Source organism: Allosediminivita pacifica (assembly GCF_003054175.1).
GTDB lineage: Bacteria > Pseudomonadota > Alphaproteobacteria > Rhodobacterales > Rhodobacteraceae > Allosediminivita > Allosediminivita pacifica.
This window is the reverse complement of sequence record NZ_QBKN01000010.1, coordinates 106,117-123,463: the sequence shown is the minus strand read 5'-3', so window position 1 is coordinate 123,463 and position 17,347 is coordinate 106,117. Positions and strand designations below refer to the sequence as shown.

Below are 17,347 nucleotides of genomic sequence, written 5' to 3'. Positions count from 1 at the left end.
CAGGAGCTTAGACCATGTATGAATTCGAGTTCACCCGCCCGACGACCCTGGCCGATGCGCTTGCCGTCCTGAAAGACGATGATGAAGCGCAGGCGCTTGCCGGCGGTCAGACCCTGATCCCGGCGCTGAAGCAGCGGCTTGCCATGCCGTCGAAGCTCGTCAGCCTCACCGCGATCGAGGAGCTGCGCGACATCCGCGCCACCGGCGGCGTCCTGTCTCTTGGCGGTGGCGAGACCCACCGGGCCATCGCGCACGACGCGGCCGAGGCCTTTCCCGGCTTCGCGGCGCTCGCCGGCCAGATCGGCGACGCCGCCGTGCGCACCCGGGGCACCATCGGCGGCAGCCTTGCCAACAACGATCCCTCGGCTTGCTACCCGGCGGCCGTGCTGGCCTGCGGCGGCACCATCGTGACCGACCGGCGCGAGATTGCAGCCGACGACTACTTTCAGGGCATGTTCACCACCGCGCTGGAAGAGGGCGAGATCATCACCCGGGTCAATATCCCGATCCCCGAGGTCTCGGCCTACGTGAAGTTCGCGCAGCCCGCGTCGCGGTTCGCCCTGGTCGGCGTCTTTGTTGCCAGGTTCCCCGACGGGGCCCGCGTCGGCGTGACCGGCGCCTCCGAAGAGGGCGTCTTCCGCTGGACCGAGGCCGAGGCGGCGCTGAGCGAGAGCTTCACGCCCGAGGCCCTCGATGGGCTGTCGCTTCCGGCCGAGGGGCTGATCTCGGACATTCACGGGTCCGCCGGCTACCGGGCGCATATCGCCGCTGTCATCGCGCGGCGGGCCGTGGCGGCCGCGCACTAGATACCCGGGTGACGCCGCTGCGCGCCGCTGCTATAGCGGCGCGATCCGGAATGCAAAGGTGGCGCAATGGCTAAGGGGCCGAAGAACACGTCTGGCCGCGGAGAGCGGGACCTCAAGGTGAAGGTCAAGACGGCGCGGGGGCGCAAGCTCAGCTCGACGCGCTGGCTGCAGCGACAGCTCAACGATCCCTACGTGAAGCGCGCGAATGCCGAGGGCTTCCGCGGCCGCGCGGCCTACAAGATCCTCGAACTGGACGAGAAGTTCCGCTTTCTCGTGCCCGGCGCGCGCGTTGTCGACCTCGGTTGCGCGCCCGGCGGCTGGTGCCAGGTGGCCGTGCCGCGGGTGAACGCGCTCGGGGAAAAGCAGGGCAAGGCGCAGGGCAGGGTGATCGGCGTCGACCTCCAGGCCGTCGATCCCATCGCCGGGGCCGAGATCCATCAGCTCGATTTCCTCGACGAAGGCGCCGACGACAAGGTCAAGGAATGGCTCGGCGGTAATGCCGACGTGGTCATGTCCGACATGGCCGCGGCCTCCTCGGGGCACAAGCAGACCGACCACCTGCGGATCATGGCGCTCTGCGAGGCAGCAGCGGAGCTGGCCTTCGACGTGCTCGAACCCGGTGGCACATTCGTCGCCAAGGTCCTGGCCGGCGGTGCCGAGAGCGAGCTTCAGAACACGCTGAAGCGCCGCTTCGAGACCGTTGCCCACGTGAAGCCGCCCGCGAGCCGCAAGGATTCCTCCGAGAAGTTCGTCGTCGCCCGCGGTTTCCGCGGCTGACGTCACTCGAAAAAGTTCACGTGCTGCGTGAGCTTCAGTGTTTAACTAACTGATATAAAAAGAAGGGACCGCATTCGCGGCCCCTATTTCGTTGCTCACTTCGTGATGGCGTCCAGGATCCGGGCCCAGCTGCGGATGCCCTTGTGGAAGCTCTCCACGTCGTACTTCTCGTTGGGCGAATGGATCGCGTCGTCGTCCTTGCCCCAGCCGGTCAGTAGGGTGTCCATGCCGAGGTAGGTCTTGAAATACCCCGCGATCGGGATCGACCCGCCGCAGCCCGTCAGTGCCGCATCGTTGGTCCATTCCTCGCTCAGCGCGCGGCGGGCCTGTTCAAAGGCCGGGTGATCGGTCGACATCTGGCTGGCGGGCGAATTGCCGTGCCCGTGGAATTCGACGTCCACGTCTTCGGGCAGCTGTTCCTTCACCCAGGCGCGGAAGCTCTCGCGGATCTTGTGCGGGTCCTGCTGGCCGACAAGACGGAAGCTCACCTTGGCGCGCGCCTTTGAGGGCAGGACGGTCTTGAAACCCTCGCCGGTGTAGCCGCCGATGATCCCGTTGATCTCGCAGGTCGGTCGCGACCAGATCATTTCCAGCGCCGTGCGGTCCTGTTCGCCGGCTGGCTTGGACAGGCCCACGTCGCCCAGGAACTTGCCGTGGTCGAAGCCCATGCCCTCCCACTGCTTCAGGATCTCGTCGGGCATCTCGGGCACACCGTCGTAGAAGCCCGGCACCTGGACGCGGCCCTGATCGTCATGCAGGTTGGCCAGTACCTTGGTCAGCGCCCGGATCGGGTTCATCGCTGCGCCGCCGTACATGCCCGAATGCAGGTCCTTGCTGGCGCCGGTCAGGGTGATTTCCTCGCCCAGCAGACCGCGCAGCATGGTCATGATCGCGGGCGTCTTCGACTCGAAGAGCCCGGTGTCGCAGATCAGCGCCAGATCCGCCTTCAGCTCCTCGGCGTTTTCCTTGAGGAAGGGGATGAGCGAGGGAGACCCGGACTCTTCCTCACCTTCGAAGAAGAAGGTGATCTTGCAGGGCATCGTGCCGTGCACGGCCTTCCACGCCCGGCAGGCCTCGACAAAGGTCATGAGCTGCCCCTTGTCGTCGCTCGCGCCCCGCGCGCGGATCACCTTGCCTTCCGGCGTGTCCTCGATCTTCGCGTCGAACGGCTCGCTGTTCCACAGCTCCAGCGGATCGACCGGCTGCACGTCGTAGTGCCCGTAGAACAGCACGTGTGGACCGTCGCCCTCGACGTGGCCGACGACCATCGGGTGGCCCGGGGTGGGGCGCTTCTCGGCCTGCACGCCAAGGCTCTTGAGGTCTTCGACAAGCCAGTCCGCCGCTTCTTGGCAGTGCTCCTTGTAGGCCGGATCGGTCGAGATCGAGGGGATGCGCAGCAGGTTGAGCAGGCGCTCGGTCGCTTCGGGCAGATCGGCATCGATACGGGCAAGGGTTTCGTCTAGCGACATGGGGCCTCCGGTTCTGATTTTGGCGCGACGGTAGCAGAGGTCCCGGCACTGTCCAGACGCCCGGGCAGGTTTCCGATAGGCGACATATGGCAGTATGGGACACGGTGCCTGTCGCGAAGTCATTGAACGTGTTGATGCAGATCAAGGCTGCGACCGTCGGTCTCCCTCTAGACCGTTGTCATCCCAGTGCGCAGTCTATATTCATTCTAGACCTTGAGGGGCCAACCAGGGTCCCCCGCGCATAGGCCGAAAGTCCGGCCAAAGCGAAGATGGAGGGAACCGGTGGACTACACCGCAAAGCTCGACGAAGCCCTGAACCGCCTGCACGAAGAAGGCCGCTACCGGACCTTTATCGATATCGAACGGAAGAAGGGTCAGTTTCCGCACGCGACTTGGCGTCGTCCCGATGGGAGCGAGACGCCTATCACCGTGTGGTGCGGCAACGACTACCTCGGCATGGGGCAGCATCCGGTCGTGACGGCTGCCATGCACGAGGCGATTGACGCCACCGGCGCTGGCTCTGGCGGCACGCGCAACATCAGCGGCACCACCGTCTTCCATAAGCGGCTCGAGGCGGAGCTTTCCGACTTGCACGGCAAGGAATCGGCTCTGGTCTTCTCTTCGGCCTATGTGGCCAACGACGCGACTCTGTCGACGCTACCCAAGCTTTTCCCCGGCCTCATCATCTATTCCGACGAACTCAACCACGCCTCGATGATCGAGGGCATCCGCCGCAACGGCGGTGCCAAGCGCATCTTCAAGCACAACGATGTTGAAGACCTGCGCGCCAAGCTCGAAGCCGACGATCCCGCAGCGCCCAAGCTGATCGCGTTTGAATCCGTCTACTCGATGGACGGCGACTTCGGTCCGATCGAAGCGCTTTGCGATCTGGCCGATGAATTCGGCGCGATGACCTATCTCGATGAAGTGCACGCCGTGGGCATGTATGGCCCGCGCGGTGGCGGCCTTTCCGAACGCGACCGGCTCGCCTACCGTATCGACATCATCAACGGCACGCTGGGCAAGGCCTTCGGTGTCTTCGGTGGCTACATCGCCGCGTCTGAGCGGATGTGCGATGCCATCCGCTCCTATGCCCCGGGGTTCATCTTCACGACTTCGATCCCGCCAGCCGTCGCCGCCGGGGCGGCCGCCTCTATCCGGCACCTCAAGGGGGACCGCGACCTGCGGGCTCTGCATCAGGAACGCGCCAACATCCTCAAGACGCGTCTCAAGGGCATGGGCCTGCCGATCATCGATCACGGTTCGCATATCGTGCCCGTGATCGTCGGTGATCCGGTTCACACCAAGCAGCTTTCCGACATGCTTCTCGAGGGTTACGGGATCTACGTACAGCCGATCAACTTCCCGACAGTTCCCCGCGGGACGGAGCGTCTGCGCTTCACGCCCTCGCCGGTGCACGGTCCCGGAGAGATGGATCACCTCGTTCGGGCCATGGACGAACTCTGGAGTCACTGTGCGCTGAATCGCGCCGAGCTCAGCGCATAGTAGTTCAAATCATGCCAAAACCCTTGTTATGTGTTAGCCTCGACTGAATAAAGGCATCGCGCGAATCGTGTGATGCCGCAAAAAATGCGGCGGCAGGGGCACGTACGGATGACGGGGCAGTGGACATGATCGGGCGCAAGACCGGCAAATTGTCGAAGGCGCAGGACCAGCAAAGCCCGCAGGGTTTTGATGACTTCCACGTGAGCCTCGGTGATCTGATGCGGGGCGAACGCGCGACGCTTGGCAAGTCGCTGCTCGACGTACAGCGCGAACTCCGCATCAAGGCCAGCTACATCGCCGCGGTCGAGAACTGCGATCCCTCGGCTTTCGATACGCCGGGATTCATCGCGGGCTACGTGCGCTCATATGCGCGCTACCTCGGCATGGACCCCGACGATGCCTTCCGCCAGTTCTGTGCGGAAAGCGGCTTCACCACCGCGCACGGCATGTCCGATCAGGCCTCCTCCATCCGCAAGGAAGAGGAGCGTGCGCCGCGCCCCAAGGCCCGCGACCCGCTCGCAGATCCCAAGCTGCCCTTCGCCCCGCAAAGCAGCTCGCCCTTCGCCAATGTCGAACCCGGCGCCATCGGATCGACGCTCGTGCTCCTCGCCCTCATCGCGGGCATCGGTTACGGCGGCTGGACCGTCCTGAAGGAAGTTCAGCGCGTGCAGCTGGCTCCGGTCGACCAGACCCCCGTCGTGCTCAGCGAACTCGATCCGCTGGAAGAGGCCATGTCCCCCAGCGTCATGGCCGAGCGTCAGGAGCAGAGCGGCGCGCGTGGCGGATCCGGCGTCTACTCCCCGCCCACGGCCGAGGCCTTCGACCGGCTCTATCGCCCACAGGCGCTCGATGTGCCGGTGGTTGTGGCCCGCGACGCGCCGATTTCCACGCTCGATCCCGAAAGCGTGGGCGTCTTCGCCGGGGCAACGCGGTCCGATCTGCCGCGCATCCGGCAGGATACCCGGCTCGCGGTCGCAGCGCTCGACGATTTCCGCCGCTCCGGCGACGGCGCGACCCCCACGGGCCTGCCGCAGCAGGGCGTGACCCTTGTAGCGGCGCGTCCGTCCTGGGTCCGCCTGCGTGATGGCGAGGGCAACGTGCTTCACTCCGGCATCCTCGATGCTGGCGACACCGTGCCCGTGCCCGCCGATGCGACCGACCCCCGGGTCGAGCTTGGCGAAGCCGGAGCGATCTATTTTGCCGTCAACGGCGACACGCTCGGTCCTGCGGGCGCCAACGGCCAGTCTTCCGAGGACGTGCCGCTCGATCCCGCGCTTCTGGCCGCCATCTACCCGCGCGCCGATCTCGAAAGCGACGGCGACCTGCGCCGCGTCATCGCCGAGCTCTCCCAGCCCCGCCAGCCCGACCCGCGTCAGCAGTTCGCCGATGCCGGGCAGGGCGGTGACGACCAGCGTCCCTCGCCGCAGGTGCTTGCCGAAAGCGCGCCGGGCGTGACCATCGTCGCCACGCGCGATTCCTGGGTCCGGGTGAAGTCGCCCTCGGGCGCCACCGTCTACGAAGCGATCATGAACGCCGGCGATACCTACTCGGTTCCGCGCACCGAACAGGCGCCGACGATCCGTACCGGCAACGCGGGCGCGATCTATTTCTCCGTCGGCGGCCAGACCTACGGCCCCTACGGCAGCAACGGGGCCATCGCCGACAACCTCGCCCTCGACCCCGAGCGCGTCGTCGCGCAATTCGCACAGGCCGACGTCTCCGGCAACGAAGTGCTCGCCCGCACCGTGGCCGAGCTCGAGGCCGCGACCACCACCACCTTCGACTGATCGACGCCGGGGCGGCCCGTCGCAAGACCGTCACTGGAAACCCGGCCCGAGGAGGATTAGACTCCGGGGCAATCTTTCGACGCGACAGAACGGATTTTCCATGAACCTCAACCAGGTCCGCCCCTGGCGCAACATCTACCGCCGCAAGTCGCGGCAGATCATGGTCGGTAACGTGCCGGTCGGTGGCGATGCCCCGATCAGCGTCCAGACCATGACCAACACCGAGACGACCGACATCCGCGGCACCATCGCGCAGATCCAGCGCGCGGCCGACGCGGGCGCCGACATCGTGCGTGTCTCGGTCCCCGACGAGGACTCCTCGCGTGCTTTGAAAGAGATCGTGCGCGAAAGCCCGGTGCCGATCGTCGCGGACATCCACTTCCACTACAAGCGCGGCATCGAGGCCGCCGAGGCCGGCGCTGCCTGCCTGCGCATCAACCCGGGCAACATCGGCAGCCAGGACCGCATCCGCGAGGTCATCAAGGCCGCCCGCGACCACAACTGTTCCATGCGCATCGGCGTGAACGGCGGGTCGCTGGAACGCCACCTGCTCGAGAAATACGGCGAGCCGTGCCCCGAGGCGATGGTGGAAAGTGGTCTCGACCACATCAAGCTGCTGGAAGACAACGACTTCCACGAGTTCAAGATCTCGGTGAAGGCCTCGGACGTGTTCCTTTCCGCCGCGGCCTACCAAGGCATCGCGGAGGCGACCGACAAGCCCATCCACCTTGGCATCACCGAGGCGGGGGGCCTGACCTCGGGCACGATCAAAAGCGCCATCGGCCTCGGCAACCTACTCTGGATGGGCATCGGCGATACGCTGCGCGTGTCGCTCTCGGCCGATCCGGTGGAAGAGGTGAAGGTCGGCTACGAGATCCTGAAATCGCTCGGCCTGCGCCACCGCGGCGTGAACATCATCTCCTGCCCCTCCTGCGCGCGGCAGGGCTTTGACGTCATCAAGACTGTCGAGGCTCTGGAAGAACGGCTGGAACACATCAAGACGCCCATGTCGCTGTCGATCATCGGCTGCGTCGTGAACGGCCCCGGCGAGGCGCTGATGACGGATGTCGGCTTCACCGGCGGCGGTGCCGGGCGCGGCATGGTCTATCTCGCGGGCAAGAAATCGCACTCGATGTCCAACGACGAGATGATCGACCACATCGTGGAAGAGGTCGAGAAGAAGGCCGCAGAACTCGAAGCGGCCGAGGCCGCGAGCACGCAGGCGGCGGAGTAGCTTCGCGCTTCGCCAGTGGTCGCTGGATGGGGCTTGTCCTGTGCGATTTCGGAAAGGCGTGTTGGTCGGTTTAGCGCGCGGGAGCAAACCTCAGGGCCGTGCCCTGACAGGCCCGGGACAAGGGGCTTCAGCCCCGCCGGGCCAGCGCCGGACCGTCCCCGCGGTCTGGCGCTTTTGCAATTGCAGGACCTCGTTCAGAGGTCATTCGAGTATGGCTGAGATAAAGCGCTTCGATCAACCGTCGCTGCGCCACACCACGGTCCGGCGCTGTCCCGGCTTCCGTTTCGCGATCTTCTGACGCGAGATGATCTCAAATCAAACACGCCACGAAACAGCCCCGCCGAAATGGCGGGGCTTTCTGCTGTCATCACTTAACCTGCGTAGGCCTCAGCCTTCGCCGCGCTGCTCTTCCACGACATCGCGCATGCCGTCGAGTGGAAGGTAGCCGCGCACCATCTCGTCCCCGACGATAAAGGTCGGCGTGCCGCTGATCTGCATGGATTGCGCGAGTGCCCGTGTCTCGGCGATCCGGCGGGTCACTTCCTCGCTGCCCATCTCGGCGAAGATCGCGTCGGCGTCGAGGCCCAGCGTTTCGCCCAGCCGTGACAGCGTCGTCTGGTCGGGTGCGCCTTCGAGCGTCACGAGGGAATCGTGAACCTGCTTGTATGCCTCGTCCCCGGCGACGATCTGCGTGGCGATGGCAAAGCGGGCCGAAGTCATCGATGCCTCGCCCAGGATCGGGAATTCCTTCAGGATGATGCGGATGTTGCCGTCGCTTTCGATCAACTCCTCGACCTCGGGAAAGGCCCGCCGGCAGTATCCGCAGCGGTAGTCGAAGAATTCCACGATGGTCACGTCGCCCTCCGGATTGCCGCCGACCCAGGAATACCCGTCATCCAGAAGCGCCTCGGAATAATCCGCAACGAGGTCGGTGTCGCGCGCGGCCTGCTGCTCCTGCTCGCGCTGCTCCAGCACCGAAACGGCTTCCATGATCACCTGCGGGTTCTCCATCAGGTAGGCGCGGACGGCCTCGCCGAAGGCCTCCTGCTGCGTCTCCGTCATCGAGGAGAAATCGAAATCCGTCTCCTGCGCCGAGGCGGGCAGGGTGGTCGCCGCCAGAAGGGCGGCAACGGCCGCGCCCCGGGCGAAGGGCAGGGTGTAGCGTGTCGTCATCTGTCTTGTCTCCCGAACCGTCATGTCAGCGCTCCTGCGCTCTTTCCGCCGCGCTTAGCACATCCTGCGCGCGCTGCCACGGGCCGGAACCGCGCGGCAATTGCGCTTCGGCGCGCTCAGCATGAAGTTCCGCATCCTCGAACCGGCCCTGCAGGGCATAGCGTTCCGCGGTCACGACCGAGGCCATGCCGGGCTGGCCGGTCTTTGCATAGGCCACCGCCATGTCGCGCAGCATCCGCGCGTCCGAAGGATCGCGGCCGCGCGCCGCTTCCAGCGCCCGCAAGGCCTCTCCGGGCTGATCCACGGCGAGCAGCGCCCGTCCCAGCCCGGCCAGGATGAGCGGCTCGCGCGAGGCACCATTGGCCGCCGCCTGGTAGGTCCGCACGGCCTCTCCGAACCGGCGGGATTCCAGCAGAATCTGTCCCTTCAGTTCCGTGTAGTAGGGATCGTTGCCCCGCATCGCGATGGCCCGGTCGATGGCCCGCAGCGCGCCTTCGGTGTCCGACTGCCTGTGCCGCGCCACGGCCTCGCGCATGAGCGCGATGTCCTGGGTCCCGCTGTCCCCCAGCCGCCGCATCGTCCATGACGGCGCGCGGGTGAAGGCGCTGAGCTTGCCCTGCGCCCGCGCGAACCAGTAGTCCGCCGGACCGGTGTCCGCGACCGGCGCGTTGCGGTAGCCCGCAATCGTCGCCTCCAGCGCCCTCAGCCGGTCGCGGCTCAGCGGATGGGACCGCATGTAGGGATCCTGACGCGAGACGGCGAGCGCCTCCTGGCCGCGGAAGAGCTCCTGCACCTCCAGCGCCGCGCGCGGGTCGATGCCCGCGCTCACCATGTAGCGCACCGAGGACAGGTCGGCCGAATTCTCCTCCGCCCGCGTGTGCGACAGGAACTGCCGCATGGCCGAGCTCTGGGTGCCAAGGGCGATGCCCGCCGCTGCCTCACCGCTGCCGGCGGCAACCGCGGCGGCCGCCAGCGCAAGACCCAGCCCCGCGGCGGTCCGTGCAGCGCGCATGTTGCCGACACGGCTGGTCAGATGGCCGTTGGAGATATGCGCTGCCTCGTGCGCGATCACCGCCTGCAGCTGCGCCGCCGTGTCGAGCCGGTTGATCAGCCCCGAGTGCAGGAAGATGTGGCGCGGGCTGGCCACGAAGGCATTGAGCGACCCGTCATCCACCACCAGAACCTCGACCCCGCTGGGCGACAGGCCCGCCGCGCTCAGCACCGGCGCGGCAAGTCGTCCCAGCGCGTATTCGATGTCGGCATCGCGCAGCAACGTGGTGGCTGCACGGGCGGGTGCCGTCATAAGCAGCAGCAGGGCAAGGCCGAGGCCCAGGAGCCGGGGGGCAAACATTGACGGGGAGGTTCCTATCGCACTAACGGGTCCTTACCCGAGGCAGTGTAGAGAGGTGGTCATGCGGAACTCAAGGCGCGGAGAAGTCGATCCCTTCATCGTGATGGAGGTGATGGAAGCATCGGCCGCCGCGGAACAAGAGGGACGCCATATCATCCACATGGAGGTCGGACAGCCCTCCACCCCGGCCCCGGCGGCCGCCCGCGACGCCCTCGCTCAGGCGCTGAAGGACGAAGACCCGCTGGGCTACACGGTGACACCGGGCCTGCCTGCGCTGCGGCAGGGCATCGCCGATCTCTACGGCAAATGGTACGGCATCGACCTTGATCCCGGCCGCATCATCATCACCCCCGGCAGCTCCGGCGCCTTTCTTCTCGCCTTCATCGCGCTCTTCGATGCGGGGCAGCGCGTGGCCATGGGCCGGCCCGGCTATCCCTCCTACCGGCAGATCATCCGCGCCCTCGACCTCGAGGCGCTCGAGATCGAGACCGGCGAGGAAAACCGCTTCCAGCCGGTGCCGGACGATCTCAAGGACCTCGATTTCGACGGTCTCATGATCGCCTCGCCGGGCAATCCCACCGGCACCATGCTCGGCCGCGACGAGATGGCGGGCCTCATCGGCGCCTCGCAGGCCAAGGGCGCCGCGTTCCTCTCGGACGAGATCTACCACGGACTGCATTTCGAGGGCCGCTCGGTCTCGGCGCTGGAGATCAGCGATGACGTGGTCGTCATCAACTCCTTCTCCAAGTATTTCTCGATGACTGGCTGGCGCGTCGGCTGGCTGGTCCTGCCCGAAGAGAACGTGAAGCAGGTCGAGCGCCTCGCCCAGAACATGTTCATCTGTGCGCCCCACGCGGCGCAGGTCGCCGCGCTCGGCGCGCTTTCGGGCTTCGACGAGCTTGAAGGCCACCACGCGGTCTACGCCAGAAACCGCCAGCTCATGATGGAGGGGCTTCCGCAGGCAGGCTTCGACCGCATCGCGCCACCCGACGGGGCCTTCTACGTCTACGCCGACGTCAGCCACCTCACCGACGACAGCCGCGCTTTCGCACGCCAGATCCTCGACGAGGCGGGCGTCGCCGTGACCCCGGGGCTCGACTTCGACCCCATCCGCGGCCACCATACGCTGCGCTTTTCCTACGCCCAGAACACCGAGGCCATCGAGGAGGGGCTGGAGCGTCTCTCCACCTTCATGGCGAAGCGCGGATAGGGCTGCATCAGCCGCCGTTCCGTGCTAGGCCTCCCGGCAAAACAGCCGGAACGAGGCGATGAGCAGACCACTCCTATTCCTGATCGCCGTGCTCTGGGGCACGGCGGCTGTCGCGCAGCAGTCCGCGGAGACGGCCAGCGGCCTCGCGCGTTTCGAAGGCGCCGACCTGCGGGACCGATTTCTTGGCGGCACCGTCCTGGAACTGGAACTGAGCCAGGGTGTGCCCTGGCGGGTCTTCACCCTCGACAACCCGCCGCGCATGGTGCTCGACTTCCGCGAGGTCGACTGGGCCGACGCCGATCCTGCCGTGATCGACCGAAGCGACCGCGTGACCTCGCTGCGCATGGGGGGCTTCCGTCCCGGCTGGTCGCGCATGGTGCTGGATCTCGCCCGACCGATGGAGCTGGCCGAGGCCGGGCTCGCGCTCTCGCCCGACACGGGCGGCGCCACCCTGCGCCTCAAGCTCGAAAAGATCGACCCCGAAACCTATGCGCGTCACGCCGGCGCGCCCCGTGACGCAAGCTGGGACCTGCCGCCGGCCACGGCCGTGCGTCCTGCCGCGCCCGAGGACGAGCGCCTCACCGTGGTGCTCGATCCTGGCCACGGCGGCGTCGACCCCGGCGCGCAGCGCGAGGGCGTGGACGAGGCGGACCTCATGCTGACCTTCGCCTTCGAGCTTTCCGAGGTCCTGAAACGCTCCGGCGGCTACCGCGTCGTGCTGACGCGCACGGATGACGTCTTTGTTTCGCTCGAAGCAAGGGTGGCGGTGGCCCATCAGGCCGGCGCCGACATCTTCATCTCGCTGCATGCCGATGCGATCGAGCAGGGCGTGGCGCACGGCGCCACCGTCTACACGCTCTCGGAGGAGGCCTCGGATGCCGCCTCGGCCGCGCTGGCCGAACGCCACGACCGCGACGATATCCTGTCCGGGATCGACCTTTCGGGCGCCGACGACCGCGTGGTGGACGTGCTCACCGATCTCGCGCGGCTCGACAACGCGCCGCGCAGCGAGGCGCTGGCTCGCCAGCTTGTCACCGGGATCGAGGAGACGGTGGGCGTGGTGCACAAGCGCCCGCTGCGGCAGGCAGGGTTCTCGGTTCTGAAGGCGGCCGACATCCCCTCCGTGCTGGTGGAAGTGGGGTTCCTCTCGACGCATCGCGACCTTGAACTGCTTCAGGATCCGGCCTGGCGCGCGCGCATGGCCTCGGGCCTGCGCGACGGGATCGAGGCCTGGGCGGTCGAGGATGCCGCCACTGCGCGCCTGCGGCGGCAGTAACAGGAGGGGCGCCGCCCCTCTGGCGCGCAAGCGCGCCATTCACCCCGGGATATTTGGACCAAGAATAAGCGCCGAAACTGTGCCGCAGGGGGAACGGCGATCCGCGGCGCATTCTCGCCCCGATGTGTTTTGACCGCACCGCGTTTGCCCTATACTGCCATCCCACGGCAAAAGGGGCAGGCTGCGCGTGACTCGTTTCATCCTTTCGTTCTTCGGTTCCATCTTCAGCGTCCTGACGCTGGGCGCGATGATGATCGCGCTCACCATCGGGGCGGTGTTCTGGATGTACGGGCGCGATCTGCCCAGCCACGAGCGGCTGGCGCAGTATACGCCGCCCACGATCAGCCGGATCTACTCGACCGAGGGCCAGGTCATCGACGAATTCGCCCGCGAGCGGCGTCTTTACACGCCCGCGGCCGAGATCCCGGACATGATCAAGCAGGCCTTCATCTCCGCCGAGGACAAGAACTTCTACAGCCATCAGGGCTACGATCCGCGCGGCATCGCCGTGGCCGCCTTCGAGGCGGTCAAGAGCCGCGGCCAGACGGTGCGCGGCGCCTCGACCATCACCCAGCAGGTCATGAAGAATTTCCTGCTTTCGGGCGACCGCGAGGCGGAGCGCAAGATCAAGGAGATCATCCTTGCCTCGCGCGTGGAAGAGGCGCTTTCGAAGGAGAAGATCCTCGAGCTTTACCTCAACGAGATCTTCCTCGGCCAGAACTCCTACGGCGTCACCGCCGCCGCCCAGACCTACTTCAACAAGTCCCTGTCCGAGCTCGCCCCGCACGAGGCAGCCTTCCTCGCCTCCATGCCGCAGGCGCCTTCGAACACGCACCCGGTTCGCAACAAGGACCGCCTGCGCGACCGCCGCAACTACGTGCTGCGCGAGATGCAGGAGAACGGCTACATCGACGAGGCCACCTACGAGCGCGAGGTGGCGATGCCGGTGCGTTCGGTCCAGAACGGCGATTTCGAACCCTATCACCGCTCGCTGCCCCCGCGCGACTACTTCACCGACGAGATCCGCCGCCAGCTTTCCGAGGACTTCGGCGAGGATCAGTTCTTCTCGGGCGGCTATTCCGTGCGCGCGACGCTCGACCGCGAGATGCAGGTCGAGGGCGCCGCCGCCCTGCGCCACGCGCTCGAGGACTACGACCGCAGCCGCGGCAGCTGGCGCGGCACGGGCAAGAGCATCGACGCAGACCTTCTCGATGACCCCGAGGAATGGCGCCCGGCGCTGCAGGACGTGCGCGTCGCCCGCGACGTGGATCTCGACGGCTACTGGTATCCCGCCGTCGTGCGCGAGGTCCGCGATCAGGAGCTTGTCATCGGCATCGAGGGCGTCGAGAGTGACGATCCCCGGGGCAACACCGTGCCGCGCTCCGACACCTCCTGGTTCTCCGGCAACCTCTACGACAACTTCGAGCCCGGCGACGTCATCCACGTCCGCGAGGTCACCGAGGACGGCAGCTTCCAGCGCTGGTCGCTGCGCCAGGTGCCGCGCGTGCAGGGCGCCTTCATGGCCATGGACGTGAACACCGGCCGCGTGATCTCCATGCAGGGCGGCTTCTCCTACCAGGACTCGGTCTTCAACCGCGCGACACAGGCGCTTCGCCAGCCGGGCTCCAGTTTCAAGCCCTTCGTCTACGCCTCCGCGCTCGACAGCGGCTACAGCCCGGCCACCATCGTTGTCGACGCCCCGATCGAGATCAACACCCCCCAAGGCGTCTGGCGCCCGCAGAACTCCTCCAACCAGTACTACGGCCCCACGCCCCTGCGCACCGGCATTGAGCAGTCGCGCAACCTGATGACCATCCGCCTCGCGCAGGAGGTCGGTCTCGACACCGTCGGCCGCTACGCCGAACGCTTCGGCGTCTACGAACACATGGGCCGCAACCTCGCCAACTCGCTCGGCGCGGACGAGACCACCCTCTACCGGATGGTCGCCGCCTACGCGATGTTCGCCAACGGCGGCGAGCGGGTCGAACCCACGCTGGTCGACCGCGTGCAGGACCGCTTCGGGCGCACGATCTATTCTCACGATGCGGCCGAGGGCAATCGCCGCGTCTGCGTCAACTGCGACGACGCCGCGCTGCCACAGGGCCAGGCGCCCTGGGTCGTCAACGACCGCGACCGGATCATGAACGCCGTCACCGCCTACCAGCTCACCTCCATGATGCAGGGCGTGGTGCAGCGTGGCACGGCCTCGGGCGTCGTGAACCTGCCGGTGCCCACCGCGGGCAAGACCGGCACCACCAACGACGCCAAGGATGTCTGGTTCATCGGCTTCACCTCGAACATCGTCGCGGGCTGCTACATCGGCTACGACCAGCCGCGCAGCTTGGGCCGCGGTGCCTATGGGTCGAGCATGTGCGGCCCCGTCTTCCAGAGCTTCATGCAGAAGGCCGTGCAGAAATACGGCGGCGGCGAATTCAATATCCCCGACGAATGCCAGTTCATAAAAATCGACCGCTTCACCGGGGCACGCCTGCCCGACAGTGCCAGCGGCGACAACGTGGTCTCCGAGTGCTTCCGCGCCGGGGAAGAGCCGCTCTTCGGTATCCAGTTCGACGGCGGCTGGGCCATGTCGGGCGACTTCGACCGCATCCAGCCGGGTGGCGAGGAGGCCCGCGAAGTCACCACCTCGACCGGGCGCAAGGCCGTGGTGGGCCCGCGGGCAAGCTTCGGCACGCTGAGCTCGGGCGGCCTCTACTGAGCCGCCCGGACCCGCTCCGCGGCTTCCAGCAAGCTGGCAAGCAGGTCCGCCTCGGCATCACCTGACAGGACGCCTTTGGCCCGCCAGGCGATCGACAACCCGCACTTGGCCGCGGCCCAGCCGGCCATGCGGGGCAGGGGCACCGACAGCGCCCGTGCATAAAGGTCCAGGCAGCGAAGGATGTGCTCCGGGTCGCGCTGCAGCGCCCCGCAGCCCTTCCGATTGCGCAGGGCATTGGCGAGCTCGAAGGCCGCGTCGCCCATCAGCCCCTTGGGATCGAAACTCATGGGGCCGTCCCGCGTGAGGATCACGTTGTCATGATGCAGGTCCCCGTGCAGCGCCACGGGTGACGGGGCCGACCCCAGCAGTGCCCGGCAAAGCGCCGCGGCGCGCTCCATGTCGCGGCGGAGGCTCTCGGGACAGTCTGGCCCAACCTTGATGGCCAGCAGGGGCGCGCACCAGACCTCGAGAGACGTGAGCCCCGCGGCCAGGCCCGGCACCCGGTGCAGCCGCGCCGCGATGCCCGCGAGCGCCGCGCAGGCGGCGGCATCCTGCCCGGCGCGCGCCATGTCCCCCAGCGTCGGCCCTTTCAGAAGGTCCATCAGCACCACGTCCGCGCAGGCGCGCCGGACCCTCACCGCGGCACCGCTGCCCTGCCAGTGGCGCAGCAGCGCCAGCCCGCCGGCTTCGTTGCCCATTCCGTCCCCGTGGTAGAGCTTCAGCACCCGGCGTGTCGTCCCGTCGGAGACTGTGAAGAGCCGCGCGATACCCGTTTCCGCCAGCGGCTGGGGCGCGGTCAGCCCCCAGTCCGCCATGACCTCCTGCAGCCGCTCCGTCATGCCACGCCACCTTGTGATGCACCGGCCAGCTTGCTATCACGCGGGGCCTGAAGGAACCACGAGGAACGCTCATGCGCGCCGAAGCCCAGAACAACGTCGAGAAGATCGAAAAGTCGCTCGACCTGCTCCGACAGCGGATGGGATGGGAGACCGCCCAGCACCGGCTGGAAGAGTTCAACGCCCGCGTCGAGGATCCCAACCTCTGGGACGATCCCGCCGCCGCGCAGAAGCTCATGCGCGACCGCCAGGCCCTGGTCGATTCCATGGACACCTACACCGGGATGAAGCAGGAGCTCGATGACCAGGTCGAACTGATCGAGCTGGGCGAGATGGAAGAGGACGAGGAGGTCATCGCCGAGGCCGAGACGGCGCTGCGCGCGCTGGTCGAACGCGCCGCCAAGAAAGAGCTCGAGGCTCTGCTGGATGGCGAGACCGATGCCAACGACAGCTTCCTCGAGATCAAGTCCGGCGCCGGCGGCACCGAGGCCTGCGACTGGGCCCAGATGCTCGCCCGCATGTACGTCCGCTGGGCCGAAAAGCGCGGCTTCGAGGTCGAGCTGCAGGAAGAGACACCTGGCACCGAGGCGGGCATCAAGTCCGTGACCTACCAGATCAAGGGTCACAACGCCTACGGCTGGCTCAAGTCCGAAAGCGGCACGCACCGGCTGGTGCGCATCTCGCCCTTCGGCAAGGGCACGCGCGAAACCTCCTTCGCCGCCGTGGGCGCCTACCCGGTGATCGACGACAACATCGAGATCGAGGTGAACCCCTCGGAAATCCGCGTCGACACATACCGGTCGTCCGGCGCGGGCGGCCAGCACGTGAACACCACGGACTCGGCGGTGCGGATCACCCACATCCCCACCGGCATCGTCGTGACGAGCTCGGAGAAGTCGCAGCACCAGAACCGCGACATCGCCATGAAGGCCCTGAAATCGCGGCTCTACCAGATGGAGCTCGACCGCCGGAACGCCGAAGTCAACGCCCTGCATGAGGCCAAGGGCGACGCCGGCTGGGGCAACCAGATCCGCTCCTACGTGCTGCAGCCCTACCAGATGGTGAAGGACCTGCGCACCGGCTTCGAGACCGCCGACACCTCGGGCGTGCTCGACGGCGATCTCGACGGCCTCATGGCCGCGACCCTCGCGCTCAACGTCGCCGGCAAAAGCCGCGCCGAGGCCACCGCCGAGGACTGACCGAGAA

The 17,347-nt window shown here is 67.0% G+C and carries 13 protein-coding genes; 9 read left to right on the top strand and 4 right to left on the bottom strand.

Annotated elements, in window-relative coordinates; translation table 11 throughout:
- The first annotated feature begins 14 nt into the window (after nucleotides 1-14).
- Both C8N44_RS09840 and C8N44_RS09835 read left to right on the top strand, forming a co-directional pair.
- Complete coding sequence (locus C8N44_RS09840) at nucleotides 15-806, top strand: FAD binding domain-containing protein (RefSeq protein WP_107976018.1); 792 nt, start codon at nucleotides 15-17, stop codon at nucleotides 804-806.
- A 66-nt stretch (nucleotides 807-872) separates the two neighbouring features.
- Nucleotides 873-1,583, top strand: a complete 711-nt coding sequence (locus C8N44_RS09835; protein ID WP_107976017.1) for an RlmE family RNA methyltransferase — start codon at nucleotides 873-875, stop codon at nucleotides 1,581-1,583.
- A 95-nt stretch (nucleotides 1,584-1,678) separates the two neighbouring features.
- Here the strand turns inward: C8N44_RS09835 and C8N44_RS09830 are convergent, their stop codons facing one another.
- Complete coding sequence (locus tag C8N44_RS09830; protein ID WP_107976016.1) at nucleotides 1,679-3,052, bottom strand: M20/M25/M40 family metallo-hydrolase; 1,374 nt, start codon at nucleotides 3,050-3,052, stop codon at nucleotides 1,679-1,681.
- A 282-nt stretch (nucleotides 3,053-3,334) separates the two neighbouring features.
- Here C8N44_RS09830 and hemA point away from each other — a divergent pair, with 282 nt between their 5' ends.
- The 3 genes from hemA to ispG all read left to right on the top strand — a co-directional run bounded on the left by hemA (nucleotide 3,335) and on the right by ispG (nucleotide 7,579).
- Complete coding sequence (gene hemA / locus C8N44_RS09825; RefSeq protein WP_107976015.1) at nucleotides 3,335-4,558, top strand: 5-aminolevulinate synthase; 1,224 nt, start codon at nucleotides 3,335-3,337, stop codon at nucleotides 4,556-4,558.
- 125 nt (nucleotides 4,559-4,683) lie between these two features.
- A complete protein-coding gene (locus C8N44_RS09820; RefSeq protein WP_107976046.1) occupies nucleotides 4,684-6,345 on the top strand; it encodes a helix-turn-helix domain-containing protein in 1,662 nt (553 codons plus the stop codon).
- Nucleotides 6,346-6,445: 100 nt separating this feature from the next.
- The gene (gene ispG / locus C8N44_RS09815; protein ID WP_107976014.1) at nucleotides 6,446-7,579 is read left to right on the top strand and encodes a flavodoxin-dependent (E)-4-hydroxy-3-methylbut-2-enyl-diphosphate synthase; all 1,134 of its coding nucleotides are present in this window, start codon (nucleotides 6,446-6,448) and stop codon (nucleotides 7,577-7,579) included.
- 387 nt (nucleotides 7,580-7,966) lie between these two features.
- Here the strand turns inward: ispG and C8N44_RS09810 are convergent, their stop codons facing one another.
- The gene (locus C8N44_RS09810; protein ID WP_107976045.1) at nucleotides 7,967-8,752 is read right to left on the bottom strand and encodes a DsbA family protein; all 786 of its coding nucleotides are present in this window, start codon (nucleotides 8,750-8,752) and stop codon (nucleotides 7,967-7,969) included.
- 25 nt (nucleotides 8,753-8,777) lie between these two features.
- The gene (locus tag C8N44_RS09805; RefSeq protein WP_107976013.1) at nucleotides 8,778-10,103 is read right to left on the bottom strand and encodes a M48 family metalloprotease; all 1,326 of its coding nucleotides are present in this window, start codon (nucleotides 10,101-10,103) and stop codon (nucleotides 8,778-8,780) included.
- Nucleotides 10,104-10,164: 61 nt separating this feature from the next.
- Between C8N44_RS09805 and C8N44_RS09800 the strand changes: the two genes are divergently transcribed.
- From C8N44_RS09800 to C8N44_RS09790, 3 genes are all read left to right on the top strand, one after another.
- A complete protein-coding gene (locus C8N44_RS09800) occupies nucleotides 10,165-11,313 on the top strand; it encodes a pyridoxal phosphate-dependent aminotransferase (protein WP_107976012.1) in 1,149 nt (382 codons plus the stop codon).
- A gap of 58 nt (nucleotides 11,314-11,371) precedes the next feature.
- Nucleotides 11,372-12,589, top strand: coding sequence for an N-acetylmuramoyl-L-alanine amidase (locus C8N44_RS09795; protein ID WP_107976011.1), 1,218 nt, complete (start codon nucleotides 11,372-11,374; stop codon nucleotides 12,587-12,589).
- A gap of 187 nt (nucleotides 12,590-12,776) precedes the next feature.
- Nucleotides 12,777-15,305 carry a penicillin-binding protein 1A gene (locus C8N44_RS09790; protein ID WP_107976010.1) on the top strand — a complete coding sequence of 843 codons (2,529 nt, stop codon included), beginning with the start codon at nucleotides 12,777-12,779 and terminating at the stop codon, nucleotides 15,303-15,305.
- Here the strand turns inward: C8N44_RS09790 and C8N44_RS09785 are convergent.
- Nucleotides 15,299-16,144 carry an aminoglycoside phosphotransferase family protein gene (locus tag C8N44_RS09785; protein WP_107976009.1) on the bottom strand — a complete coding sequence of 282 codons (846 nt, stop codon included), beginning with the start codon at nucleotides 16,142-16,144 and terminating at the stop codon, nucleotides 15,299-15,301. The two genes, C8N44_RS09790 and C8N44_RS09785, sit on opposite strands and share 7 nt — an antisense overlap.
- A gap of 71 nt (nucleotides 16,145-16,215) precedes the next feature.
- Here C8N44_RS09785 and prfB point away from each other — a divergent pair, with 71 nt between their 5' ends.
- A complete protein-coding gene (gene prfB, locus C8N44_RS09780; RefSeq protein ID WP_107976008.1) occupies nucleotides 16,216-17,340 on the top strand; it encodes a peptide chain release factor 2 in 1,125 nt (374 codons plus the stop codon).
- The last annotated feature ends 7 nt before the right edge of the window (nucleotides 17,341-17,347 follow it).